At 57.7% G+C, this 24,704-nt stretch carries 23 protein-coding genes; 18 read left to right on the top strand and 5 right to left on the bottom strand.

The features are described 5' to 3' along the window. The first annotated feature begins 2 nt into the window (after positions 1–2). From ADG881_RS06125 to ADG881_RS06110, 4 genes are all read left to right on the top strand, one after another. Positions 3–422, top strand: coding sequence for a DUF1090 domain-containing protein (locus ADG881_RS06125; RefSeq protein ID WP_050760127.1), 420 nt, complete (start codon positions 3–5; stop codon positions 420–422). A 136-nt stretch (positions 423–558) separates the two neighbouring features. Beyond that, the gene (locus ADG881_RS06120) at positions 559–1,329 is read left to right on the top strand and encodes a hypothetical protein (protein WP_007151168.1); all 771 of its coding nucleotides are present in this window, start codon (positions 559–561) and stop codon (positions 1,327–1,329) included. Positions 1,330–1,454: 125 nt separating this feature from the next. After that, positions 1,455–1,859 carry a VOC family protein gene (locus tag ADG881_RS06115; RefSeq protein WP_039926327.1) on the top strand — a complete coding sequence of 135 codons (405 nt, stop codon included), beginning with the start codon at positions 1,455–1,457 and terminating at the stop codon, positions 1,857–1,859. 407 nt (positions 1,860–2,266) lie between these two features. Then, entirely contained in the window at positions 2,267–3,205 is a 939-nt protein-coding gene (locus ADG881_RS06110; RefSeq protein ID WP_369699524.1) for an IS110 family transposase, read from the top strand. A 131-nt stretch (positions 3,206–3,336) separates the two neighbouring features. On the opposite strand, the gene ADG881_RS06105 is transcribed toward ADG881_RS06110, so the two are convergent. Then, positions 3,337–4,599: a 6-phosphofructokinase gene (locus tag ADG881_RS06105; RefSeq protein WP_007151519.1), complete on the bottom strand. Its 1,263-nt coding sequence runs from the start codon at positions 4,597–4,599 to the stop codon at positions 3,337–3,339. Between the two features lie 265 nt (positions 4,600–4,864). Between ADG881_RS06105 and ADG881_RS06100 the strand changes: the two genes are divergently transcribed. Continuing rightward, the gene (locus ADG881_RS06100) at positions 4,865–5,389 is read left to right on the top strand and encodes a hypothetical protein (protein WP_007149766.1); all 525 of its coding nucleotides are present in this window, start codon (positions 4,865–4,867) and stop codon (positions 5,387–5,389) included. Here the strand turns inward: ADG881_RS06100 and ADG881_RS06095 are convergent. Next, entirely contained in the window at positions 5,383–6,288 is a 906-nt protein-coding gene (locus tag ADG881_RS06095; protein WP_007148818.1) for a DNA-binding response regulator, read from the bottom strand. The two genes, ADG881_RS06100 and ADG881_RS06095, sit on opposite strands and share 7 nt — an antisense overlap. Further along, on the bottom strand, positions 6,285–9,641 hold the full coding sequence (locus tag ADG881_RS06090) for an ATP-binding protein (RefSeq protein WP_007148655.1): 3,357 nt from the start codon (positions 9,639–9,641) through the stop codon (positions 6,285–6,287). Before ADG881_RS06090 ends, ADG881_RS06095 begins: the two co-directional genes overlap by 4 nt. 278 nt (positions 9,642–9,919) lie before the next feature. On the opposite strand from ADG881_RS06090, the gene urtA reads away from it, so the two are divergent. The 9 genes from urtA to ADG881_RS06045 all read left to right on the top strand — a co-directional run bounded on the left by urtA (position 9,920) and on the right by ADG881_RS06045 (position 18,882). Beyond that, positions 9,920–11,188 (top strand): urea ABC transporter substrate-binding protein, encoded by a 1,269-nt coding sequence (urtA, locus tag ADG881_RS06085; protein ID WP_039926326.1) that lies wholly within the window; start codon positions 9,920–9,922, stop codon positions 11,186–11,188. Positions 11,189–11,344: 156 nt separating this feature from the next. Continuing rightward, on the top strand, positions 11,345–12,271 hold the full coding sequence (urtB, locus tag ADG881_RS06080) for an urea ABC transporter permease subunit UrtB (protein ID WP_007150157.1): 927 nt from the start codon (positions 11,345–11,347) through the stop codon (positions 12,269–12,271). 9 nt (positions 12,272–12,280) lie between these two features. Continuing rightward, positions 12,281–13,423: an urea ABC transporter permease subunit UrtC gene (gene urtC, locus ADG881_RS06075; RefSeq protein ID WP_007148889.1), complete on the top strand. Its 1,143-nt coding sequence runs from the start codon at positions 12,281–12,283 to the stop codon at positions 13,421–13,423. Next, positions 13,420–14,169, top strand: coding sequence for an urea ABC transporter ATP-binding protein UrtD (urtD, locus tag ADG881_RS06070; RefSeq protein WP_007148650.1), 750 nt, complete (start codon positions 13,420–13,422; stop codon positions 14,167–14,169). Before urtC ends, urtD begins: the two co-directional genes overlap by 4 nt. A gap of 21 nt (positions 14,170–14,190) precedes the next feature. Next, positions 14,191–14,880 carry an urea ABC transporter ATP-binding subunit UrtE gene (gene urtE, locus ADG881_RS06065; protein WP_007150617.1) on the top strand — a complete coding sequence of 230 codons (690 nt, stop codon included), beginning with the start codon at positions 14,191–14,193 and terminating at the stop codon, positions 14,878–14,880. 44 nt (positions 14,881–14,924) lie between these two features. Continuing rightward, positions 14,925–15,971, top strand: coding sequence for an aliphatic amidase (locus tag ADG881_RS06060; RefSeq protein WP_007150092.1), 1,047 nt, complete (start codon positions 14,925–14,927; stop codon positions 15,969–15,971). Beyond that, complete coding sequence (locus ADG881_RS06055; protein WP_007151581.1) at positions 15,971–17,014, top strand: AAA family ATPase; 1,044 nt, start codon at positions 15,971–15,973, stop codon at positions 17,012–17,014. Before ADG881_RS06060 ends, ADG881_RS06055 begins: the two co-directional genes overlap by 1 nt. A 293-nt stretch (positions 17,015–17,307) precedes the next feature. Then, positions 17,308–18,537 (top strand): formamidase, encoded by a 1,230-nt coding sequence (gene fmdA, locus ADG881_RS06050; protein ID WP_007148519.1) that lies wholly within the window; start codon positions 17,308–17,310, stop codon positions 18,535–18,537. Positions 18,538–18,552: 15 nt separating this feature from the next. Beyond that, positions 18,553–18,882 carry a zinc ribbon domain-containing protein gene (locus ADG881_RS06045; RefSeq protein ID WP_039926323.1) on the top strand — a complete coding sequence of 110 codons (330 nt, stop codon included), beginning with the start codon at positions 18,553–18,555 and terminating at the stop codon, positions 18,880–18,882. Positions 18,883–18,985: 103 nt separating this feature from the next. Here the strand turns inward: ADG881_RS06045 and ADG881_RS06040 are convergent, their stop codons facing one another. Beyond that, positions 18,986–19,993 carry a lipase secretion chaperone gene (locus ADG881_RS06040; RefSeq protein ID WP_007149910.1) on the bottom strand — a complete coding sequence of 336 codons (1,008 nt, stop codon included), beginning with the start codon at positions 19,991–19,993 and terminating at the stop codon, positions 18,986–18,988. A gap of 59 nt (positions 19,994–20,052) precedes the next feature. Further along, a complete protein-coding gene (locus tag ADG881_RS06035) occupies positions 20,053–21,009 on the bottom strand; it encodes a triacylglycerol lipase (RefSeq protein ID WP_007148500.1) in 957 nt (318 codons plus the stop codon). Between the two features lie 210 nt (positions 21,010–21,219). On the opposite strand from ADG881_RS06035, the gene ADG881_RS06030 reads away from it, so the two are divergent. From ADG881_RS06030 to ADG881_RS06015, 4 genes are all read left to right on the top strand, one after another. Beyond that, on the top strand, positions 21,220–22,047 hold the full coding sequence (locus ADG881_RS06030; protein WP_232211694.1) for an AraC family transcriptional regulator: 828 nt from the start codon (positions 21,220–21,222) through the stop codon (positions 22,045–22,047). Positions 22,048–22,129: 82 nt separating this feature from the next. Continuing rightward, positions 22,130–23,482, top strand: a complete 1,353-nt coding sequence (gene mpl / locus ADG881_RS06025) for a UDP-N-acetylmuramate:L-alanyl-gamma-D-glutamyl-meso-diaminopimelate ligase (RefSeq protein WP_007150440.1) — start codon at positions 22,130–22,132, stop codon at positions 23,480–23,482. Between the two features lie 162 nt (positions 23,483–23,644). After that, positions 23,645–24,103 carry a DUF2214 family protein gene (locus ADG881_RS06020; protein ID WP_007148455.1) on the top strand — a complete coding sequence of 153 codons (459 nt, stop codon included), beginning with the start codon at positions 23,645–23,647 and terminating at the stop codon, positions 24,101–24,103. Beyond that, positions 24,100–24,702 carry a flavin prenyltransferase UbiX gene (locus ADG881_RS06015; RefSeq protein ID WP_007148405.1) on the top strand — a complete coding sequence of 201 codons (603 nt, stop codon included), beginning with the start codon at positions 24,100–24,102 and terminating at the stop codon, positions 24,700–24,702. The genes ADG881_RS06020 and ADG881_RS06015 overlap by 4 nt, the downstream gene beginning before the upstream one ends. Positions 24,703–24,704: the final 2 nt, after the last annotated feature.

The raw sequence follows: 24,704 nt of genomic DNA, 5'->3' as shown, positions 1-24,704 counted from the left end.
TAATGGACAGATCGAAAACCAGATTTGCATTCACGGTACCCGCGTTAACCGCGCTAGTGGTTGGCTCACTTTCCGCACCTGTGACGGCCTCCTCCCGTTGCGATGGGTTGGTCGGCTGTGAGCGGAAGTTCTGTGAGATTGAAACGCAGATAGATAACGCCGAGAAGCAGGCCAATGCAGATAAGGTCGCTGGGTTGGAAAAAGCCCTTGCCGAAGCCCGGGATCATTGCACGGATGACTCCCTGCGCCAGGAATTAAAAGACGATATTGAAGAATCGCGAAGTGATCTGTTGGACTATCAGAAAGACCTCGACGAGGCCCGGGCTGATGGTGACGGGGAAAAGGTCGCCAAGTACCAGAAAAAAATCGCGGATGAGATAACAGAGCTGGAGGCCTTGCAGAAGGCCTTGTCCGAATTTTGAGTAATTGCGTGCCAAGGCCCCGCCATTTGTGAAGGCGGGGCTTTTCTGGTTAATTGGCTTATGAAAAACGTGGCATTGGTGGGCGGTCTTGCGCCTCGCCGCCACGGGAAGGGAAGCCAATAAAACCGGAGGGATCATGTTGAAACGCATTATGGCGGTGGTATTCGCCTTGGGGATGTCTGCCACGGCCAGTGCCAACACTTGCCACTATGATTTTACTGCCGAAGGGGGAGAAGCCTACTCACTTGACCACATTGTGGCTTTTGTCACCGGAGAGATCCGGCCGAGGCTGGGCAATGACAATACCATCCTGGATGTCCATATTACCGAGCGCTGCCCGGGCAAGCAGCCAGTGGTAAACACCCTCGGCATGAACACAAAAAACCTCTACCTGCTCACCATCAACAAACTGCCGTTGCCGGACCATATCGTTCGCTATAACAACCGCTTGCCACTGACGCTCAACAAGGCCAATTTCGAGCACTCCCTCAGTTTGATCGCTGACCAGGATTTCCTGAAGTTTTACGCGGAGGGTGTAACCCGGACTTACCAGGACGTGGAGGAGGAAATTCAGCAGCAGAAAATACTTAAAATGCTGGCGTTCGTGTTCGCGGAGGCCCCGCGTTTTGAAAGTGCCGAAGTGGCCTTGAAGAAGACCATGGCGGGTAATTGCTCCATCAGCTGGCATGACTTCGACTTCGCGTTACATAACTGGAGCAATATGTCCCGGTTTGTGATTGATACGGAAACAGTGGGCAAGAAGCAGTATCGCGGAGGGGGTGCGGATCAGTTGCTTGCGCCTGTGACGCTGAAGCAGGAGGTCGCTTTTTTGAAAGCCATCAAGGCGGGGGAAGACTACCGGTTTAGCCATAACGCGGTGTTCGGGCAGTATGACTATGAATGTTGATGGGCAAATGGCTGAGCATGAAAAAATAGTCATCAGGCTGTCGAAATCGTACTGGTCCAATCGATTAGATCATGACGGCACATTGTGCCAGGGATTCCCAAATGAATAATCAAGGAGACAGCACCATGACTCGAATGATCTTTGTGAACCTGCCCGTGGCGGATTTGACGGTAGCCATGAATTTTTACTCTGCACTGGGGTTTGAGAACAATCCGCAATTCACCGACGAGACGGCCGCCTGCATGGTGTGGAGCGAGGCGATCCATGTGATGCTGCTGACCCACGACAAGTGGCGGACCTTTACGGACCGGCCGATCCCGCCTTCCTCTTCCAGTGAAGTGATGCTGGCTCTTTCCTTTGACAGCCGCGATGCGGTGGATGCCGTGAATGCGGCCGCTGCCGAGAACGGCGGCACCGCCGATATCAACCCGGTTCAGGATCTGGGGTTTATGTATAACCGCAACCTGGCGGACCCGGACGGGCATGTGTGGGAAATGATGTGGATGGACATGGCGGCGATGGAGAAGTAGCGCTGGCTGCCCGATTCCAGTCCGCCTGTAGGAGTTCCCTTCCAGGGGACGAACCCGAGCTTGGGCGAGGGAAACAGTTGACGTTCACCTCATGCCTTCATTCAGTTTGTCGAAACCTGAAATTCCTGACCGACCTTCGGTCGATTTCGTACGGTTCGTCCCCTGGAAGGGAACTTGTATGTTTGAATGCTCCTCCTGCAACCATGCAGGACTTGCCGGGGTGGAGGGACCAAAGGGGCATCTGACCTAAGGTACAGACGGTAGGAGATTTGGCCCCACCTCGCACCTATTCATACGCCGATAAAGAATCCATCGGCTGAGTTGCACCTCAGACCGACGATACCTAGCAAGCCAGCGTTCAGGTGCGCACCGACAAGCATGTGTAACCTAGCGCAAGGGGCTGTTCAGTGGCAATGCAAGTAGAACCCTCCATTATCGGCATCGACGTGGCCAAGGCCGAGTTGGTCATCTATTTCCTGGGCCAGACCTATTCCATTGAGAACACACCCCAAGCCATTCGGGCTTGGCTCAAGGGTCTGCCTGCCCACTGTGAGATAGCCATCGAGGCCACTGGCACTTATCACATGGATGCCATCGAGCTGGCCCACCGTAAAGGCCATCACATCTACGTGATTGATGGTTCTCGCCTCCACCATTACCGCAAGGGCACAGGTGGTCGTGCCAAAACGGACGCCTCTGACGCACAGCTACTTGCCCGCCATCTGCAACATGAAAAAGAGGCGTTGCGCCGCTGGAGCCCGCCACCCAAGGCGTATCGGACGCTGCAGATCCTGCTGCGTCGCCGGGCTGCACTGGTCAAGGCGCGGACCATTATCCAGCAAAGCCTGGGTGCAGAGCCGCTACTCAAAGCCGGCTTAAAGAGGCTGATCTCTCAGATCAACACGCTGGATGCACAGATCCAGAAGCACCTTCGCGACGCGGTCAGAGAGGCAGGGCTCTGTGATCAGGTGAAGCGTTGCAAAGCCCTGGAGGGCGTGGGCGATCTGACAGCCTATGCCCTTGTCATGGCCTTCCTGCGAGGCGACTTCAGGAACAGTGATGCGTTCGTGGCCTTCCTGGGAATGGACGTTCACGTGAAAGACTCAGGCACCAAGACCGGCAAGCGAAAACTGACCAAGAAAGGCGACTCAGAAACTCGTAGGCTGCTTTACTGCGCGGCCATGGCCGCTCGCCGGAGCAAGCGTTGGGCAGGGGTCTATCAGGCTTATCTGGACCGTGGGCTGGCAACCACCCAAGCGCTGGTCATTCTGGCGCGCAAACTGGTTCGTATCGCCTTCGCGCTTATGAAAAATGGCACCGACTATCAGCCGGCCCCTGCCTCATGAAGACAGGGGTGGACAACATAGAATCTCCTACAGGGGGCATTAGTGGAGTTGAAGGCGTGAGTCCGGAGTTAAAATAAAAACGCCCCGCGATGCGGGGCGTTTGTCGTTTCGGGGTGTGGCTTAGGTGTGGCTTACACCTCGAAGGCGTCGTTCAGCTTCTTGGCCACCGGGGCCAGTTTCAGCTTGGCGAACTGCGGCAGGCCGTTTTTGAAAGGCGGGTAGGACTCGCCACCAATCAGCGGTTCCAGGTAGGCGCGGCCGGCGGGGGTGATGCCGAAGCCATCCTTGCTGATGTACTTGCGCGGCATTTTCTTTTCCACGTTGGCGACTTTCTTCAGTGGGGCTTCGCCGATGGTCCAGCTGTACTTTTTGGTGTCCTTGCGAACCACGGTGGGCATGACCGCATTCTTGCCGGCCACGGCGAATTCCACTGCGGCACGGCCCACGGCGTAGGCCTGCTCCACGTCGGTGGCGGAGGCAATGTGGCGCGCTGCCCGCTGCAGGTAGTCGCTCACCGCCCAGTGGTATTTGTAGCCCAGTTCGTCTTTCACCATCTGTGCAATCACCGGCGCCACGCCGCCCAGCTGCTTGTGGCCGAAGGCGTCGGTGTTGCCGGCATCGGCCAGGAAGGTGCCGTCTTCGTAGCGGGCGCCTTCGGATACCACGATCACACAGTAGCCGGCTTTCTTGACGGTGGCGTCCACCTTCTTCATGAAGGCGGCCTTGTCGAAAGCAATTTCCGGGAACAGGATCAGGTGCGGCGCATCATCGGCGTCTTCCTTGGCAAGACCGGCGGACGCGGCAATCCAGCCCGCGTGGCGGCCCATGACTTCCATCACGAACACCTTGGTGGAGGTGGCGCACATGCTGGCCACGTCCAGGGCGGCTTCGCGGCAGCTCACGGCGGTGTATTTGGCGACCGAGCCGAAGCCGGGGCTTACGTCGGTGAAGGGCAGGTCGTTGTCCACGGTCTTGGGTACGTGGATGGCCTGGATCGGGTAGCCCATCTTCTCGGACAGCTGGGAGACTTTCAGGCAGGTGTCGGCGGAGTCGCCACCACCGTTGTAGAAGAAGTAGCCGATGTTGTGTGCCTTGAAGACTTCGATCAGGCGCTCGTATTCGCGCTGGGAGGTCTTCAGGTCTTTCAGTTTGTAGCGGCAGGAGCCGAAGGCGCCGCCGGGGGTGTGCTTGAGCGCTTCAATGGCGCTTTTGCTTTCTTTGCTGGTATCGATCAGCTCTTCAGTGAGTGCGCCGATGATGCCGTTCCGGCCGGCGTAGACCTTGCCGATCACATCCTTGTTTTCCCGGGCGGCTTCGATGACGCCGGCAGCGGAAGCATTGATGACGGCGGTGACACCGCCGGACTGAGCGTAGAAAGCGTTTTTACGCGCCATGTGAGACCCCTTATTCAATTTGCGTGCATTCTAGCGAAGGAGACCATGAAACACACCCGCAGTTGTCGGACGAAACAAAGACAAGCTACGAGCTTCCAGCTGCGAGACGCGGGATGGGTAGGTGCCTGCGTGTTGCGCTGTGCCCGCGATACTAAGCGGGGGGAGGAGGAATAGCGGCAGTGGTTTTATGTTTTCTCGTAGCTAGACGCTCGCAGCTAGTAGCTGTTTCTCCCCGGCTCTGAAAGAATAGCGGCCCGGAGGATCCATGACTGTATTGATGACCCTGTTTTGGCGGTTGGCCATATTTCGTGCCAGCCCGGAGAATGCCCCGTATTCCCCATCGTTGCTGGCTCTGGTGCTGGCCGGCTGGTTTGTGTTGCAGCTACTGGTGGGCAGCCTGCAGACCGCATTGCCCATTGGGGTGTTGGTAAGCAGCCAGTTGCTGTCGTTGACGGTGGTGCTGGCGGGTACTGGCCTGTTGCTATCGTTCAAGGGCCTGCAGGGGCGCTGGTTGCAGACCGCCCTGTCGCTGGTAGGGGTGGATGTGATTCTGACCCTCATGAGCCTGCCGTTGCTGGCGCTGAATGCCAGCATGGAGCAGTCGCTGAGTGCTATCGAACTGCTCTATCTGGTGCTGGTGAGCTGGCAGTTGGCGGCGCAGAGTTTTATCTACCACCGTTCCCTGAACGTGGGCCCCTTCCTTGGGCTCGGGGTCGCCATGGCGTTGCTGGTAGCCAGTTATGCGGGGGTGGTGCTGTTGTTGCCTGAGGTGGTGACTGGGGCTCAGTGAATCTGGGTAAGGTATTGAATGACCATGGCCGCCGCGGCGGTGCGGTTTTCCACGCCCAGTTTGCGGAAGATTTGTTCCAGGTGTTTGTTCACGGTGCGGGGGCTGAGCTCAAGAATCTGGGCAATTTCCCGGTTGGTTTTACCGTGGGCAATCCACACCAGCACCTGGGCCTCGCGGTGCGTCACATGTAGTGCGTTTTTCAGTAGTTCCAGCTCCGCATCGCTGTCGTGATGGAGCAGCCGGAACAGGTGTTCGCCGTTTTCTTCACCACTTGCCGAATGGCCCAGATAGCGTAACCCCAGATTGCCCGGGAGTTGGTTGAGTTGCTGGCCTCGCTCGGGCTGATGCTTCAGCCAGCGTTGTATCGGCTCGGCCAGGGCGCGGCGGTCCACGTTGGCCTTTTCCAGTAACAGGTCGGCCTGTGGGGTTGCCCAGCGCCACTGCCCGGCCGAGTTGGTGGAAAAGCTGGTCTGGCCTAGTCGGTCCAGGGTGGTGTGGGCGCTTTGGGTCATGCGGGCATTGTTCAGATGTACGCGAATCCGGGCTATCAGCTCGTTGGGCCGCACCGGCTTGGTAATGTAGTCCACGCCACCGGCTTCAAGCCCCCGCACCACGTCCTCACTTTCGGTGAGCCCGGTCATGAAGATCACCGGGACCGAGGCCAGGCCGGGATGTTTTTTCAGGCGACGGCAGGTCTCGAAACCATCCAGGGTGGGCATGATCGCATCCATCAGGATCAGGTCCGGTGTCATCTTTTCGGCAATACTCAGCGCTTGCAGACCTTCCAGGGCAATCAGTGCGGTGAGCCCGGCCTGGTCCAGCGCTTGATGAATCATGCCGAGGGAATCCGGGGAATCGTCCACGACCAGTATCAGGTCCTTACGTTGTACGGCTGTCATGGGGTGGTCTCCAGTAATCGGATTGCGGCCTGAAAATCGAATACCTTGAGTAGTGAGTGCATGTTTTCAGCCAGTTTATGATCCAGTTGACCGCCATCACGGGCCTGCACGATGCGGTCGCGCAGGCCGGTGAGGTGGCCGATTTCGGCCAGGGCGAGAAGTTCGTCGCGCAGCGCAGGGTCCAGTGTTTGCACCGGGCTTGTCTGCTGCACTATGTCGATGCGCCTTTGTGGTGCGTCCTGTCGATGTAGCCAGGTGAGGGACAGGTGGCGGGCCAGGCTGTCCAGCAGGCTATTAAGCTTCAGTGGTTTGGTCAGGTAGTCGTTATGCAGGCCATCGGCCATGTCCGGGTTGTTTTCGCGGGCGTTGGCGGAAAGCATAACCACCGGCCCGCGGTAGCCCTGGCGGCGCATGTGCTGGGCGGTTTCCCAACCGGTGAGGCCGGGCATGGCAATGTCCAGTAGTACCAGGTCCGGGGCAATGTGCCGCGCCAGCTGCATGCCGGTTTCCCCATCCTGGGCTTCATTGATGATGAAGCCCAATGGGGTGAGAAGATCACTGATGAGGCCGCGGTGTGACGGGTCATCGTCGATAATCAGCAGGGTTTTACGCGCACCGGCATAACCGGCAACGGGCTGGCGCTCCTGGCGGGCCGGGGCGGGGCTGCTAAGCCTGGACAGCATGACGGACAGGCGAAATTCGCTACCCTGGCCGGGCACGCTGCTTACCTGGATATCTCCGCCCATAATGTCTGCTAACAGCTGGGTAATAGTGAGCCCCAGGCCGGTGCCATGGACGCTGGGTATGCCGGGTTTTCGCACCCGCTCGAAGGGCCGGAAGATGCGTTTCAGGTCTTCTTCATCAATGCCGACGCCGGTATCCGCGATAACGAATTCAGCCACCTGATTACGGTATCGAAAGGTCAGTGTGACCAGGCCTTCCCGGGTGAACTTGATGGCATTGGAAAGCAGGTTGATCAGGATCTGTCGTAGCCGTTTTTCATCGGTGGTCACCCAGGTGGGCATCTGGCTCTTACTGCGAAATTCAAAGCCGATACCTTTTTCTGCGGCCTGCAACTGAAACATGGTAACCAGCTCGTCGATCAGTTCAGGCACGCATACCTGGTTGCGATACAGCTCCAGTCGGCCGGCTTCGATCTTGGAAATTTCCAGTAACCCCTCAATCAAATCCGACAGGTGCTCAGTGCTGCGCCGGATGGCGCCAATGGCATCGCGCCGGTTCTCCGGGATGCTCGGGTCTTGTTCCAGCAGCTGGGCGTACCCGAAGGCCGCGTTGAGGGGGGAGCGCAGTTCGTGGCTTAGCCCGGTGAGGTAGCGGCTTTTTGCCTGGTTAGCGGCTTCCGCCAGTTCCTTGGCTGCCTGCAGTGCCAGGTCGGTTTTTTCGTGGGCCTTGATCTCCTCCATCAGCATACGGGTTTGCCGGCGGCTTTCTTCCTGGGCCACCACCCGGCTTTCGTGGGCCAGTACAAACAGCCAGGCAATCACGCCACTGATGATGATCAGGATCGCAAATACCTTGGTCAGGGTGTCGGCCATCAGCGTCTGAACAAAGGCATCGCTTACCGGGATCTGGTAGTAAACCAGGGCCAGCAACCCGCTCATGATCAGGGTGATGGTGATCAGCAGCCCGAGGAAATGTCCCAGCCGGGAGCGAAGTTGGCTGATCAGGGCGGCAGGCAGAAAGCCGCCGACCCAGTCCATCATTTGTTCGGAGAAGCGGGCGTTGGTCTTGCAGCTATCGTTGCAGCGGGCATCCAGCGAACAACACAGGGAACAGATCGGTCCGTTGTAGGCCGGGCAGAAAGCCATGTCCTCGCGGTCGAAGGTGTGCTCGCAGATACAGCAGGCGTGCCCTTCCAGTTCCCGGGTGGAGTCCGGAGTACGGGCGATGTAGTAGCGGCTACGGGTGAGCAGGGCCAGCAATGGCGTGGTGATGAAGGTGCTGGCCAGGGCGATGAAGGAGGCCAGGGCATGGACGGTGTCTCCCCACAGGCCGGTCATGGCGCTGAGGCCGATGCCGGTGGCAATCAGCATGGAGCCGAAGCCAACCGGGTTGAGGTCGTAGAGGTAGGCCCTTTTGAACTCAATATGTTTCGGGCTAAGGCCCAGTGGTTTGTTGACCACCAGATCCGCCACCAGTGCACCCATCCAGCCCACAGCGACCATGGCATAACTGCCAAGAATGGATTCAAACGCCCGGTAGATACCGATTTCCATCAGCACCAGCGCGATCACGACATTGAACACCAGCCACACCACTCGTCCCGGATGGCTGTGGGTGAGACGGGAAAAAAAGTTGGACCAGGCAATGGAGCCGGCATAGGCGTTGGTGACGTTGATCTTGAGCTGCGAGAGGATCACAAAGATGCCTGCCAACGCCAGCAGCATGGTGGGGTTGGTGGTGATGTGACTGAAGGCCACCAGATACATGTGCATGGGTTCCTGGGCCTGCTCCAGAGGCAGGCCGTGATAAAACGCCAGCACAGCCAGGAAGGAGCCGGCCAGTACTTTCAGGGCACCGATTACGGTCCAGCCGGGCCCGCCACAGAGCAATGCCAGCCACCAGCGAATCCGTTTGCCCTTCTGGGCTTCCGGCATAAAGCGCAGGAAATCCACTTGCTCGCCGATCTGCGCCACCAGGGAAAACAGCACGGTGGCGCCGGCGCCGAACATGATCAGGTTGAAGCCGCCGCCATCGTTGTCCAGGCCTTCAAAGGACGCCCAGCGGGGCAGGGTGGAGGGGTCCTGCAGGAGGATGAAAACAAACGGCAGCAACTGCAGGAACACCCAGACGGGCTGGGTCCAGAGCTGGAAGCGGGTGAGGGTGGTGATGCCGTGAATCACCAGCGGGATAGCGACCAGGGAGCTGAGTAGATAGCCGATAGTGGGTGGGATGCCAAACAGGATTTCCAGCGCCATGGCCATGATGGCCGCTTCCAGGGCGAAGAAAATAAAGGTGAATGAGGCGTATATCAGCGAGGTAATGGTGGAGCCCAAATAGCCGAACCCCGCCCCCCGGGTAAGCAGGTCGATATCCACCCCGTAGCGGGCCGCGTAATAACTCACCGGCAGGCTGAGCAAAAAGATAAGCCCCATGACGGCGCAGACGGCGGCCACGGCATTGGAAAAGCCGTAATTCAGTGTGATGGCGCCGCCGATGGCCTCCAGAGCCAGAAACGTAATGGCGCCAATCGCGGTGCCGGCAACCCGGCCGGCAGACCAGCGGCGGGCCCCCTTGCCGGTAAAACGCAGGGAGAAGTCCTCCAGGGTCTGGTTGGCAACCCACTGGTTGTAACTGCGTCGCACGCGGAAGATGCGCTGCTCGATAGGCATAACGTTTCCGTTGTCGGCAGCAGGAGATCCATTTCGCGGATGCCGGGTCGAATGCTGGGCGTTTACGGTCGCTCCATGTTGATGCAGGGAGTAATGCACAAAACGTGCCCACCCGTGTACGCGCATTACTTTATGTCTGATTGGACAAACCGGAAATGCGTCAAATGACGTAGTGCGATGGCGCAATCACCGAATGGGCCGGGGGCAGGCAGATTTCCATACTCGTTAGCGAGGGACACGACGTGCTTCCCGTGAATTTCGCTGATGAGGGGTAAACCATGAAATTGAGCAAAACCCAACCTTCCACGCACCGAACATCGCGCCGGTCGTCCTGGACGCGCCGGCATTTGCTGGGGGGCTTGATGGCGCTGCCGGCGCTGTTCGCCCTGTCCAATACTGCGCTGGCGGATGCGGCCAATACCACCGGGCTGGCAGTGACCGATGACACCGTGAAGGTGGGCATCCTTCACTCCATCACCGGCACCATGGCAATCAGTGAGACCGGTTCTGTGCAGGCCGAGAAGCTGGCCATTGAACAAATCAATGCCGCCGGCGGTGTGCTCGGTCGTCAGATTGAATACATCCAGGAAGACGGGGCCAGTGACTGGCCGACCTTCGCGGAAAAATCCCGCAAGCTGCTGGTGAGAGATAAAGTGGCTGCCGTATTCGGCTGCTGGACCTCAGCGTCCCGTAAAGCGGTGCTGCCGGTCTTCGAGCAGCACAACGGCATGCTCTACTACCCGACTTTCTACGAGGGTCTGGAGCAGTCTCCCAATGTGATCTACACCGGTCAGGAAGCGACCCAGCAGATTCTGGCGAGCATCGACTGGCTGGCAGAAGAGAAGGGCGCCAAGACCTTCTACCTGCTCGGCTCTGATTACATCTGGCCGCGTACCTCCAACAAGATCGCCCGCAAGCACATCGACAAGTTGGGCCTGAAAGTGGTGGGTGAAGAGTATTACCCGCTGGGCCACACCCAGTTCAACTCCGTGATCAACAAGATCAAGCTGAAGAAGCCGGATGTGATCTTCGCGTCTGTGGTGGGCGGTTCCAATGTGGCCTTCTACAAGCAAATGAAAGCGGCCGGTATCGATCTGACCCAAGAGAAGCCCCTGCTGCTGACCATCTCCGTGACCGAGGATGAAATCCTGGGTATTGGCGGCGAGAACGTGGAAGGTGCCTACGCCTCCATGAAGTACTTCCAGAGCCTTGGCAACGACAATAACCAGGCTTTCGTGAAAGCGTTCAAGGAACGTTGGGGCGACGACATCGTGATCGGTGACGTAACCCAGGCCGCTTACCTTGGTCCCTGGTTGTGGAAAGCTGCGGTAGAGAAAGCTGGCTCTTTCGATATCGAAAAAGTCCAGGCTGCGTCTCCCGGTATCGAGCTGACCACTGCTCCTGAAGGGTATGTGCGCATCCACGAGAACCATCACCTGTGGTCCAAGGCCCGTATCGGCCAGGCTCAGGCTGACGGTCAGTACAAGCTGATCTACGAAACCGAAGAGCTGATGGAACCGGACCCGTTCCCTAAAGGCTACCAGTAAGCACTTGCGTAGGGAGCCAGAGCACTCAATGAGTTGTGCACTGGCTCCCTCGACGCCCTGAACATCGGGCGTCGGCTTTTCCTTCCTGAGTTCTGTTTTTTGTCTTGCCGCATTTCCTAATCACAGTACGCCAATCACTGTTCGGGAGTACCTGCCATGTTCGCTGACTACACCATGACGGAGTTGACCTCTATCTTCGCCATGCAGGGGTTTGCCGGCCTGTCGCTGTTTTCCATCTTTGTGCTGATGGCGTTGGGGCTGGCGATTATTTTTGGGCAAATGGGCGTGATCAATATGGCCCATGGTGAGTTCATGATTCTTGGTGCCTACACCACGTATCTGACGGCCCAGGTTTTTGAAAGTCTTATGCCCGGTTTATACGGGGGGTATTTTTTCGTGGCCATGTTCCTGGCCTTTGTCGTCACCTTTGCACTTGGGGCATTGGTGGAATGGTTAATGATACGACATCTCTATCACCGCCCACTGGATACGCTACTGGCGACCTGGGGGCTGAGCCTGATTCTGCAGCAAACCTATCGCTCCGTTTTCGGTGCCCGTGAGGTGGGCGTCAGCCTGCCGGACTGGATGATGGGATCCATCGCCGTCACCGATCTTGTGGAAATCCCAATCAACGGGATTTTCGTGATGGTGCTGGCCTTGCTGATTGCCTTTGCCGTTTATCTGCTCATGTACCGCTCCGGTTGGGGCCGCAAGGTACGCGCGGTGGTACAGAACCGGCCAATGGCAGAGGCGGTGGGTATCGACAGCGGTCGTGTTGACCGGGTGACCTTCGCGCTGGGTTGTGGCATCGCCGGTGTGGCGGGTAGCGCCTTTACCATGATCGGTTCCACCGGGCCGACCTCCGGCCAGTTGTACATTGTCGATACCTTCTTGGTGGTGGTATTCGGTGGCGCCCAAAGTCTGCTCGGCACTATTGCTTCCGCATTCACCATTTCCCAGGCCCAGTCCACCATGGAGTTCTTCCTGAGTGGTTCCATGGCCAAGGTACTTACCCTGCTGGTTGTTGTCGGCATTCTCATGCTGCGCCCGCAAGGTCTGTTTGCCATGAAAGTTCGTCGCTAGGAGGCTGCCATGAAAGCGAATCGTTTTTTTGACTGGTTGATGTCCCGCGAGGGCATCTACTACGTGTTGCTGGCATTTCTGCTGGTTGTCATTTTCCCGCTGGCGCTGGATGCCTTTCGCCTCAACATGATCGGCAAATACCTGACCTACGCCTTCGCGGCACTGGGGCTGGTATTGTGCTGGGGCCGCAGTGGCATCCTCAGCCTGGGGCAGGGAATCTTCTTCGGCCTGGGCGGTTACTGCATGGCCATGTTCCTCAAGCTGGAAGCCTCCAGCCCGGAGAACACGGCCATTCAGTCCACCCCCGGGATTCCCGACTTCATGGACTGGAACCAGCTCACCGCGCTGCCGTGGTTCTGGGAACCCTTCCACAGCTTTTCATTCACCCTGATTGCCGTGGTGGCGGTACCGGCTTTGTTGGCCCTAATCATCGCGGTAGCCATGTTCAAGCGCCGGGTGGGTGGCGTGTACTTCGCCATCATTACCCAGGCTATCGCTGCCATCCTGACTATTCTGATCATCGGTCAGCAGGGCTTTACCGGGGGCGTTAACGGCATCACCGACTTGCGCACCCTGATGGGTTGGGATATCCGCACCGATGAAGCCAAAACCGCGCTCTACTTCGTGTGCGTTGGCATGTTGTTCCTGTGCCTGATCATCGGTGCCTGGGTAATGCGCAGTAAGCTGGGGCGCATTCTTCTGGCCATGCGTGACCAGGAAGACCGAGTGCGTTTCTCCGGCTACGACGTGGCCTCGTTCAAGATCTTTGTGTTCTGTCTGGCGGCCATGTTTGCCGGTATCGGTGGTGCCATGTTCACCCTGCAGGTGGGCTTCATGTCGCCGTCGTTTGTGGGCATCGTGCCTTCCATCGAGATGGTGATCCTGTGCGCGGTCGGCGGCCGTAACTCCCTGCTGGGTGCCATCTACGGTGCGCTGATCGTGAATGCGGCGAAGACCTTCTTCTCCGAGTCCTTCCCGGAGCTGTGGCTGTATGGCCTCGGCGTGCTGTTTATCGCTGTGGTGCTGGCCTTCCCGGATGGTCTGGCGGGTCTCTACCGCCGTTATGTGATGCCGCTGGAAAGCAAACTGCCTGCGCTGCTGCGTCGTAATGGCGGTAATGCGCCAACCCTGCCTGTGGAGGAAACCAAATGAGCCCGAGCAATAACGATTTCATTCTGGCCGTGGAAGGCCTGACCGTTTCCTTCGATGGTTTCAAGGCGGTCAATGATCTGTCCCTCTATCTGGAACCAAAGGAAATCCGCGTGATCATCGGCCCCAACGGGGCCGGCAAGACCACGGTGTTGGACCTTATTTGTGGCAAGACCAGGGCCACCGAAGGCTCCATCAAGTTTCGGGGCAAGGAACTGACAAGAATGAGCGAGCACAACATTGTTCGTTCAGGAGTGGGGCGCAAGTTCCAGAACCCGTCTATCTATGAAGATCTGACCGTGTTCGAAAACCTGGAAGTGTCCTATCCCGCCGGGCGTTCGGTGATCGGGGCGCTGGCCTTCAAGCGTGATGCCGAAGTGATAGAGGCGGTGGAGGAGGTAGCGAAAACCATCTTCCTCTCCGACATGCTGCATCAGGAAGCTGCGTTGCTCAGTCACGGTCAGAAACAGTGGCTGGAGATTGGCATGCTGCTGATCCAGAAGCCGGATTTGCTGATGCTGGATGAGCCGGTGGCGGGCATGTCCGTGGCAGAGCGAAAGAAAACCGCCGAACTGCTGCGGGTGATTACCGAGAATCACACGGTGTTGGTGATCGAGCATGACATGCAGTTTGTTGGCGATATTGCTGACCGGGTGACAGTCATGCACCAGGGGCAGGTGTTGTCCGAGGGATCCATTGATCACGTCAAGCAGGATCCAAAAGTCATCGAAGTCTATCTGGGACACTGACGCTAACGCGGGGTACTGACTATGTTGAACGTATCAAATCTTCAGGTGGCTTACGGCCAGAGCACTATCATCAGTGACATGAATCTGAATATCACCGAAAACGAAATTGTTGCGGTGGTCGGTCGTAATGGCATGGGCAAGACCACGTTGATGAAATCCCTGATCGGGATGGAAAAAATGCGCGGCGGCAAGACCGAACTGGCTGGTCAGGACCTGACGGGCATGAAAAGTTTTCAGAGAGTAAAGGCCGGCCTGGGTTTTGTGCCGCAGGGAAGAATGATTTTTCCTACGCTCACTGTTAAGGAAAACATCGAAACCGGTCTGGCAGCGGTTGGGGAAAATAAAGTGCCGGAAGATCTTTATGAATTGTTTCCGGTGCTGAAGGAAATGCAGAGCCGTCGTGGCGGAAACTTATCCGGTGGTCAACAGCAACAGTTGGCAATTGCCCGTGCACTGGCCACGCGGCCCAGGGTGTTGTTGCTGGATGAGCCCACTGAAGGGATTCAACCCTCCATCATCAAGGATATGGCTCGCACGTTGAAGCGTATTCGCGATGAACGAGGATTATCCATTGTGGTGTCTGAGCAAGTGTTGAGTTTTGTCATGGATGTGGCTGATCGAATTTTAGTCATCGAGAAAGGCGAGATCGTGCATGAAGAAAACGGTGAAAGCATGAATCAGGAAAAAATCGCGGCATATCTTGCGGTTTGATGGGGCTGGTTGCCGATAAATTTTAAGTGGTAAAGGAGAGAGTAATGCGACACGGGGATATTTCCAGTAGCAACGATACCGTTGGTGTAGCCGTTGTGAATTACAAGATGCCGCGGCTGCACAGCAAGGCCGAGGTGCTGGATAACGCCCGCAAGATTGCCGACATGATCAAGGGCATAAAGCAGGGGCTACCGGGCATGGATCTGGTGGTGTTTCCCGAATACAGCACCATGGGCATCATGTATGACAATGATGAAATGATGGACACCGCGGCCACCGTGCCCGGTGACGAGACGGCCATTTTTTCCGCGGCCTGCCGCGAGGCAAACACCTGGGGGGTGTTTTCCCTCACCGGGGAGCGACATGAAGAGCACCCCAACAAGGCGCCCTATAACACTCTGGTGTTGATTAATAACGAAGGGGACGTCGTCCAGAAATACCGCAAGTGTATTCCCTGGTGCCCCATCGAGGGCTGGTACCCCGGTGACACTACCTATGTCACCGAAGGTCCCAAGGGCATGAAGATCAGCCTGATCATCTGCGATGATGGCAACTACCCGGAAATCTGGCGTGACTGCGCCATGAAGGGAGCCGAGTTGATCGTCCGTTGTCAGGGCTACATGTACCCGGCAAAAGAGCAGCAGGTGATGATGGCCAAATCCATGGCCTGGGCCAACAACTGCTATGTGGCGGTGGCCAACGCCAGCGGTTTCGACGGCGTGTATTCCTACTTTGGCCACTCCGCCATTATCGGTTTCGATGGTCGCACACTGGGAGAATGTGGCGAGGAAGACATGGGTGTGCAGTATGCCCAGCTGTCGGTCAGCCAGATTCGCGATGCCCGTGCCAATGACCAGTCCCAGAATCATCTTTTCAAGTTGCTGCATCGTGGCTACACCGGCATGCATGCGTCCGGGGATGGTGACAAAGGGGTGGCAGACTGCCCATTTGATTTCTATCGCACCTGGGTTATGGATGCGCAGAAGGCACAGGAGAATGTGGAAGCCATGACCCGCAAGACGGTGGGCGTGGCCGAGTGTCCGGTGGGTGAATTGCCAGTGGACGGGAAAGAGAAAACGGCGGGTGGCTGATGCCATTTATCAATGAGCAACTGGCGGCCAATCAGGATGAGGCGGACCGGCAGCGCTGGTCAGTCAATCCTGATGGCGTAGGTCGCATGAGTCGTTTCGTGTTCGATCCGGCAACGGTGATGACGCATCTGCGTGAACGCATTGTCGGCCAGCCCCATGTGCTGGCAAACCTTGAGAATCTGCTGCAGGTGCTCAAGGCCGACATTGTTGCGCAAGACCGGCCGCTATCGGTGCAGCTGTTTGTCGGGCCCACTGGCGTAGGCAAAACCGAAACCGTGCGACTGCTGGCGCAAGCCATACACGGCAGCCCTGATGCTGTGTGCCGTATCGATATGAACACTCTGGCCCAGGAGCACTATGCCGCCTCACTCACCGGTGCGCCGCCGGGGTATGTGGGCAGCAAGGAAGGGCAGACACTGTTTGATGAAGATGCCATAAAGGGCAGTTTCAGCAAACCCGGCATTGTGTTGTTTGACGAGTTGGAGAAAGCCAGTCCGGAAGTAATCAGGACGCTGCTTAATGTGCTGGAGCGAGGGCGCTTGCGGCTCAGTGCCGGTAACCGTGAAATCGACTTTCGCAACAGCATGATCTTCATGACCAGTAACGTGGGGGCGTCACAAGTGTCCATGTTGAGTCGCCAGCAACAACGGCGTTGGTGGAGCTGGGGCAATGCGCGGCGTCAGATCCATGATGTGGTGGACCAGGCGCTGCATCAGCGCTTTGATCCTGAATTCCTCAACCGTATCGATGACATCATTACCTTCAATCCTCTCGACAAGGATCTAGCTGTGCAGCTGCTGGATATCGAACTGGTCCGGTTTAACCACCAGCTGCAGAAACGCAAGGTGGTGCTGAGTCTGGGGGAGGGCGCCCGGCGTCATCTTTGTCGTTCTCTGGACGCCCGCTTCGGTGCCCGGGAAATGGGCCGCCGCATTCGCAATGAACTGTCGCCACCGCTGGCCCGGGTGATGTTGGACTATCCCGGGGCAGACACCTTCGAAGCGCGGATGGAAAGCGGTTCGCTGATCGTGATTCCGGTATAGAGATGCCTGATGAAAAAAGGCCTGCCTGGAAATCCGGGCGGGCCTTTTTGTGTGGATAAAACACTCGCTAGAGTTCCTGCAGCGTTACTCCGTCGTCCCTCCTTTCGCGTGTTTTGTGATGCATGAAGCGTGTTGCAGCCGCAGAGCGGCCCATCAATACGTCAAATGACGTACACGCTGCAGGGCATTGGCGAATGGTGGGCGTTTCGGGAATTACCGATAGTGGTTTCGCAACGACGGGATTGCCTGCAAAGACGGGCGATTCCTGTGGCTAACCCGGAGGAGAGCTGACCATGGCTGAAACCATTATCAAGATTGACCTGAACCAATCGCCCCACGAAAACGAGAACATTCATAACCGCTGGCACCCGGATATTCCCATGGCAAAAATGGTGAAGCCGGGTGATGACTTTATCCTCGAATGTCATGACTGGACTGGCGGCCAGATCGAGAATAATGACTGCGCTGACGACGTGCGTGATGTGGATCTGACTCAGGTGCACTTCCTGACTGGCCCAGTGGGTGTGGAAGGGGCTGAACCGGGCGATCTGCTGGTCGTGGATATCCTCGATATCGGTACTTTTGAAGAAAGCCAGTGGGGCTTCAATGGTTTTTTCTCCAAACAAAATGGCGGCGGCTTCCTGACGGAGCACTTTCCGGAAGCGCAGAAATCCATCTGGGATTTCAACGGCATGTTCACCAAGTCCCGTCATATTCCCAATGTGGAATTTGCCGGACTGATTCACCCGGGGCTGATCGGGTGTCTGCCGTCCAAGGAAATGCTGGATGAGTGGAACACCCGAGAGAAAGAACTCTATGACACCGAGCCCGATAGGGTGCCGGGCCTGGCGAACCTGCCCTATGCCGAGACCGCCCACATGGGCAAACTGACCGGCGAAGCAAAAGCCAAGGCGGCAGCAGAGGGCGCCCGTACCGTGCCGCCCCGCGAGCACGGCGGTAACTGTGACATCAAGGATCTCTCCCGGGGTTCCCAGGTGTACTTCCCGGTTTATGTGAAAGATGCCGGCTTGTCAGTGGGGGACCTGCACTTCAGCCAGGGCGACGGTGAAATTACCTTCTGTGGTGCCATTGAAATGGCCGGCTGGATTCACTTGCGAGTGAACATCATCAAGGGTGGTATGGAGAAGTACGGAATCAAGAATCCAATCTTCAAGCCCAGTCCCATTGCACCGAAATATGACGACTACTTGATCTTCGAAGGGATCTCTGTGGACGAGGAAGGCAAGCAGCACTATCTGGATGTGCATGTGGCTTACCGTCAGGCCTGCCTGAACGCCATCGAGTATCTGAAGAAATTCGGCTACACCGGGGCCCAGGCTTATGCCTTGCTCGGCTGCGCGCCGGTACAGGGGCATATCAGTGGCGTGGTGGATGTGCCCAATGCCTGTGCCACCCTCTGGCTGCCAACGGATATCTTCGACTTCGATATCAAGCCGGGGATGGATGGTCCGCAGCACAGTGTTGCCGGCAGTACAGATGTGCCGCTGTCCAAAGATAAATAAACAGGAGAGCTGATCATGCCGCTTTATGACTACAAGTGTTCCGAGCACGGCCTGTTTCACGATCTGGTACCCATGCAGGCGTCGGGTGAATGTGCTCCTTGTCCCACCTGTGGTGCGCTCTCAGCTCGGGTGATCATGGTGGCACCAGAGGTGCTGGATATGGCACCGGAAAGACGCCAGGCCTTTGAGCGCAATGAGAAGGCCGTCCATGAACCGCGCCAGGGTAATGAGCGCTCAGAGAAAGAACAGGGGTGTTGTCATCACAAGCGCAAATCCAAGCTGTTCTACACGGCGGAAGGCAACAAGATGTTCCCGTCGGCACGGCCCTGGATGATCAGCCACTAACGTTTCAAGGTTTGCTACGGCAGTAAACTTCCCTTGCGGGGTCGCATGGAGCGGCCCTTTTTTTATGGTTCATCGCAGCATTTAGTGGTGAGCGCCTTTCTGGTTACTGCAAGCGATCCAGCGCGGCGGCTCGTTGTTGTTCGCTGGCGGAAAAGAGCCGGCGCCGCAGGGCATCCAGTTGCTTTTGTTTGTCGTCGCTGCTCAGGGCAGCGTTATGGATCCGGTCTCGCTGCTGTGTGTAATTCTGATAACGGTTTTGCCAGGCCAGACGTTGTTCCTCCAGTTTCTGCAGGCGCATCGCTGCAGCTTCGCCGAACTGTTGTTGGCGAAACGCATACAGCTCGGCGGCGTTGGCGCCCTGCTGTTTCATGGATTGCTCCCGGGCCGGAAGGTGCTGCAGGTCATACTGCTGCTGGTATTGCTTTGCCAGCGTCTCCGGAAGGGTGTTGCGAAGGGCTCTCAGGGCTGCCGCCTTTTCCTCATCGGAACGGTCTGACGTCATGATGTCGTGTCGATTCAGGCTGAATTGGTCATAACGGTCTTCATCCGCGAACAGGGCATTGGCGGTATCGGCGCCCAGGGTATCGGCGCGCAGTTGCTGGCGCAGTTGCAGCTTGTGGCGGATGTCGTCGTCGCCATGACCGGCATAGCGGGCGGCGTAATCGCCGCTGGCGAACTCGCTGCGGTAATGCTGATAACGATCGAGCAAGGCCAGCAAGTCGGCCGCGGCGATGGTCCCCGCGTTTTGTTCTGCCCATTGTGCCAGCGCTTTTCGGATTGCCGCGTCCGGCATTTCCCCATTCAAGGCAAGAAAATAATCCATGATGGCCTTGCTGTTGCTGTCTACGATCAGGTGCCCCCGGGCGTCGGTCATCAGGTTGCCGGGCACCTGTGTGCCGGCCAGCGATGTATTGGCCAGCGTGTCGGCCAGTGTTGGTTTGGTGATACGCGCTGTTGCTATGTCGGGCCCGCGGGAAGTGTTCGTTTGCGTATCGGTTTGATGCGGTATCGGCTCTGCGTGGTGCTGGGGCACAGGAATACGTTTGAGCCCCCAGAATACCCCGGTGGCCAATACAACGACGGTGGCCAGAAGTGCAAGTGTGCGTGTCATGGTCTTGTCTCGATCCGGGTTGCCCCACAGGGAAGCAGGTCCCTGCGGGGATGGTTGCGTTACAGGCCAGCGTTTTTCAGGCGGTTGGCCTGATTGCGGTATAACGTCTTCGGGTCGGTTTCCCAGCCCATCAGGCCGAACAGCTGGCGGATGGCATCCGCGTGGTTGTGGCGATAGTTATGGCGGATGGGTTTGCCCAGGTACATGCCGCACAGGGGCAATACGCCGTCATGTTTGACGCCGGAGGGGAAGGCAAACTGGGTGACGGTGACCAGCAGGCTGTCGAAGGGGTCGAACAGGTTGGTGTGTACGCCGGTACCGCCCCAGGACCAGTAGCGCACACCATTGACGGAATGCTGGCCGCTGGTGCCACAGGCGGAGCTGGGCATGGCCTGGGGGTAGCGCTGATTGAACGCGGCCATGCCTGCGGTGGTGGAATCGGCGAGTACTGCCGTGGCGGACTGGTCATTGGCATTGGGGCCGCCGGATGCCATTTCCCACAGGGCGCCAAAACCGCCGGCGATCATGTCGGCCAGCCCTTCCGATACGCTGCCTTCGGGCAGTACTCCACGAACGATATCGGCAACCCGGGTGCCGCGGTTCTCACCGTGCACGGAGGTAACCGACGCCACCAGATCCGGGCGCACTGCTGCCACATAGCGGGCGGTGGGGGCGCCCTGTGAGTGAGCGATCAGGTTGGCTTTCTGCGCGCCGGTGACGGCAAGGTAGTTTTCGATCTGGGTAATCAGTTCTTCACCACGGTATTCATTGCTTTGCAGGGCACTGACGTTGCTTTCGTACACATCCGCACCGTAGTCGCGCATGTCATCGGCGATACCGTAGAAATAATCGATACCGGCAATGTCATCGAACGCGATGATGCCGCCCACCAGAACGATGGGGTAGCGGGTGTCGGCGTAGCGTGTGTCTTTTCCGAACCAGGACCAGGCATGGGCCTGGCTGGTGCTCAATATCAGAGCGGTGACCATGAGCAGGCCACGGGCGATGATCGACATGATTTTCTCCTATTTATTAGATGGCAGCCGGCGCCATGGCTGCGGGTTTTTGTGTCGACGACTGGACTATATGAAGGTTTGGTGATACTGACTTGTAGGAATGGGGCGTGGTTGAATCTGGATTTTCTCGCCCTGTGACGGGATTCACAGGCGGTGCTTTTTCGACGCAGTCTGTCCTGGAAGGCTGCTTTTTCGGTCGAGAATAACAATATGAACGACAAAAATAATAACGCGAACGGGCAAGACGTAATGCCGCCTTCCACGCTGTATCTATGGCGTTTGAGGACGCTCTACGTTGGTTATCTCGAGCGACGCATTACCTTTTCCGCCGGGGCACATACCCTTTTGTTCGGTTTGGAAGATGATGTGTTGTTAGAGGTGAACGGCGAGACATTTCGTGCACGAACGCTGCTGTTGCCTGCCGGTATTTCGTTTTCTGCCGATTCGCAGGGAAAACAGATTGGCTGCTGTTTTCTGGATCCGCTGGGCCGGGATTATTTGTTTCATCAGCGCCTGATGCAGCGGCACGAATCCGGTTCTTACTTTGCTTCTGCGCTGCAGGACAAGCAGTTGTCGGTATTAACGCAGGCGTATCGCGATAGCCTGGAGGCAGATCAGGTGTATGCATTGCTGGCGGATCTGCTTTTCCCCGCAGCGGATACGACTGTAGAGGGATTCATGCCGGATGCGCGCATTGCCCGCATTATCGAGCTGATCCGTTCGGACCCGGCGCAGAATTATTCCAATGAGGATCTTGCTCGCCAGGTGGGGTTGTCAGGAGCACGCCTGCAGCGCGTGTTCAAGGAGGCCACGGGGATTCCCATTCGCCGTTATCGCCTTTGGCACCGCTTGTTTGTGACCTCGACGATGATGTCCACGGGCAGCTCGCTCACGGATGCGGCACTGACGGCGGGGTTTTCCGATTCGTCGCATTTGTCCCATGTCTTTCAGAGCATGCTGGGTATGCCGCCGTCCGCCATGCTCAGCCATTCGCGGCAAAACCGGGTGCTGGTCGGTGCCGGGGAGCCGGGGGAATAGCTTATTCCGGTGAGCAGGCACTTCACCTTGGGGGCCCTTGCCGTTATGGTGCAGGGAATTTAAATGTTGGCAGTCCCTTCCCATGCATATTCATATTCTCGGTATTTGCGGCACCTTCATGGGGTCGCTGGCGCAGCTGGCCAAGGCCCAGGGGCACCACGTCACCGGCAGTGACCAGAATGTTTATCCGCCCATGAGTGATCAGCTGGAGGCGGCCGGTATCACCCTCACCCAGGGATACGATCCGGCCCAGCTGGAGCCGGCGCCGGATCTGGTGGTAGTGGGTAATGCCTTGAGTCGGGGGAATCCGGCGGTGGAAGCGGTGCTGGATCGTGGCTTGCCGTATACCTCCGGGGCGCAGTTGCTGGAAGAAGTGGTGCTTCCCGGGCGCTGGGTGTTGGCGGTGTCCGGCACCCATGGCAAGACCACCACCAGTTCCATGCTGGCCTGGATCCTGGAATATGCGGGCCTGAATCCCGGTTATCTGATTGGCGGTGTGCCCGGCAATTTCGGGGTGTCGGCGCGACTGGGGGAGACGCCTTTTTTTGTGGTGGAAGCGGATGAATACGACACCGCCTTCTTTGATAAGCGCAGCAAGTTTGTTCACTACCGCCCGCGTACCGTGATTCTCAATAATCTGGAATTTGATCACGCGGATATCTTTGCGGATCTGGCGGCAATCCAGACCCAGTTCCATCACCTGATTCGCACCGTCCCGTCCACCGGGCGGTTGATTCTGCCCCACGGTGAAACCGCACTGGAGGAGACGCTGGATCGGGGATGCTGGAGTGAAGTGGAGCGTTTCGGCGAAGACGAAGCGCTGGGCTATCGGCTGGATCAGGACGATGGTTCGGTCTTCACTGTCCTGGGAAATGGCCAGCCGGTGGCGCAGGTGCACTGGGACCAGACTGGCCGTCACAGTGTGAACAATGGCATGGCAGCGCTGTTGGCAGCACGCCATGTAGGAGTGACCCTGGCTGATGGCGCGGCGGCGCTATCGGAATTTGTGGGTGTGAAGCGGCGCATGGAGCTGCGCGGCGAGGTAGCCGGGGTGCGGGTTTACGACGACTTTGCCCACCATCCCACGGCCATCGCGACGACCCTGGATGGGCTGCGGCGCAAGGTAGGCGACGGCAAAATTCTCGCCATCATTGAGCCTCGCTCCAACACCATGCGTCTGGGAAATCACAAGGCGGCATTGGCAGGCAGCACAGGCTGTGCCGATGAGGTAATCTGGTATCAACCGCCGGGCCTGGACTGGTCGCTGGATTCGGTACTGAGCGAGTCGCCAGTGCCCGCATCGGTCAGTGAGTCGCTGGATGAAATTGTGGCCAAAGTAGTGAGCCACAAAGGTGAGCCGTTGAATGTGGTGGTGATGAGCAACGGCGGGTTTGGTGGTATTCACCAGAAGCTGCTGGATGCGCTGGCTGAATAAACGCTGCACGCCACAAGCGGCAACGCGTTCTGGCTGTTCATGTTATGAATGGCCATGTCCGCGCCCTCACTTTATTCGCGGGGGCCAGGTTTGTGAACAGTACAAGCGAATACGCGTTGTAGCTTGAAGCATGCGGCGTGATGCGGTTTCAAGGAGGTTGCCATGTTCTGGTCTGTACTCTGGGCTTCGGTCCATTACCTCAGCATTCTGATGTTGTTTGCTTGTCTGTATGGTGAGCTGTTGCTGTGGCGTACCGGCATCAATGAACGCAATATTCGTACGCTCTTGTGGCTGGATATCGGCTATGGCCTGTCGGCATTGGTGGTGTTGATCAGTGGTCTGGCCCGGGCCGGCTGGACAGAAAAAGGCTGGGATTTTTATCTGGCGAACCCCTGGTTCCATGGCAAGGTCACGCTGTTTGTGCTGATCGCCTTGCTAAGCCTGTATCCCACCAAGGTGCTGCTGGGGTGGCGTAAATCGGTAAAAGCCGGCCACGTGCCGGAAATTGATGACAAGCTGCAACGCAACCTGCGCGGCGTGCTGGTGGCGGAAATTCATTTGGTGATATTGATGCCGATTCTGGCCGCGATGATGGCCAGAGGTGTCGGGATGGGTTCATGACGCAACGGGTTACGCTTGCTTTCACCGGCGCTTCCGGGGCGCCCTACGGGCTGCGTTTGCTGCAGTGCCTGCTGGAGGCGGAATGCGAGGTGTTTGTGCTGCTGTCCAAGGCTGCACGGGTGGTCATTGGGACGGAAACCGAACTGAAGCTGCCGGCTGGCACCGGGCAGGCCGAGCAGGCTCTGCGTGAGTGGGTAAAGACCGACAAGGGCCGGCTGGTCGTCTGCGGGCTGGAACAATGGACTGCTCCGGTTGCCTCCGGCAGTGGTGCGCCTGCGGCGATGGTGGTGTGTCCCTGTTCCACCGGCACCCTGTCTGCCATTGCCACGGGCGCCAGTGATAACCTGATTGAGCGCGCTGCGGATGTGGCGATCAAGGAAGGGCGCAAGTTGATTCTGGTGCCCCGCGAATCACCGTTTTCCGCCATTCACCTGGAAAACATGCTCAAACTTTCCCGCCTCGGTGTCACTATCATGCCTGCGGCGCCGGGTTTCTATCATCAGCCACAAAGCGTGGACGATCTGGTGGATTTTATGGTCGCACGGTTGCTTGATCACCTCGGCCTGGAGCAGACCCTGGTGAAACGCTGGGGGGAGTAAAT

The organism is Alcanivorax sp. DG881 (assembly GCF_000155615.1).
In the GTDB taxonomy this organism is placed as follows: domain Bacteria; phylum Pseudomonadota; class Gammaproteobacteria; order Pseudomonadales; family Alcanivoracaceae; genus Alcanivorax.
The sequence above is the reverse complement of the archived record's forward strand: the minus strand, read 5'-3'. Positions and strand labels throughout refer to the sequence as shown.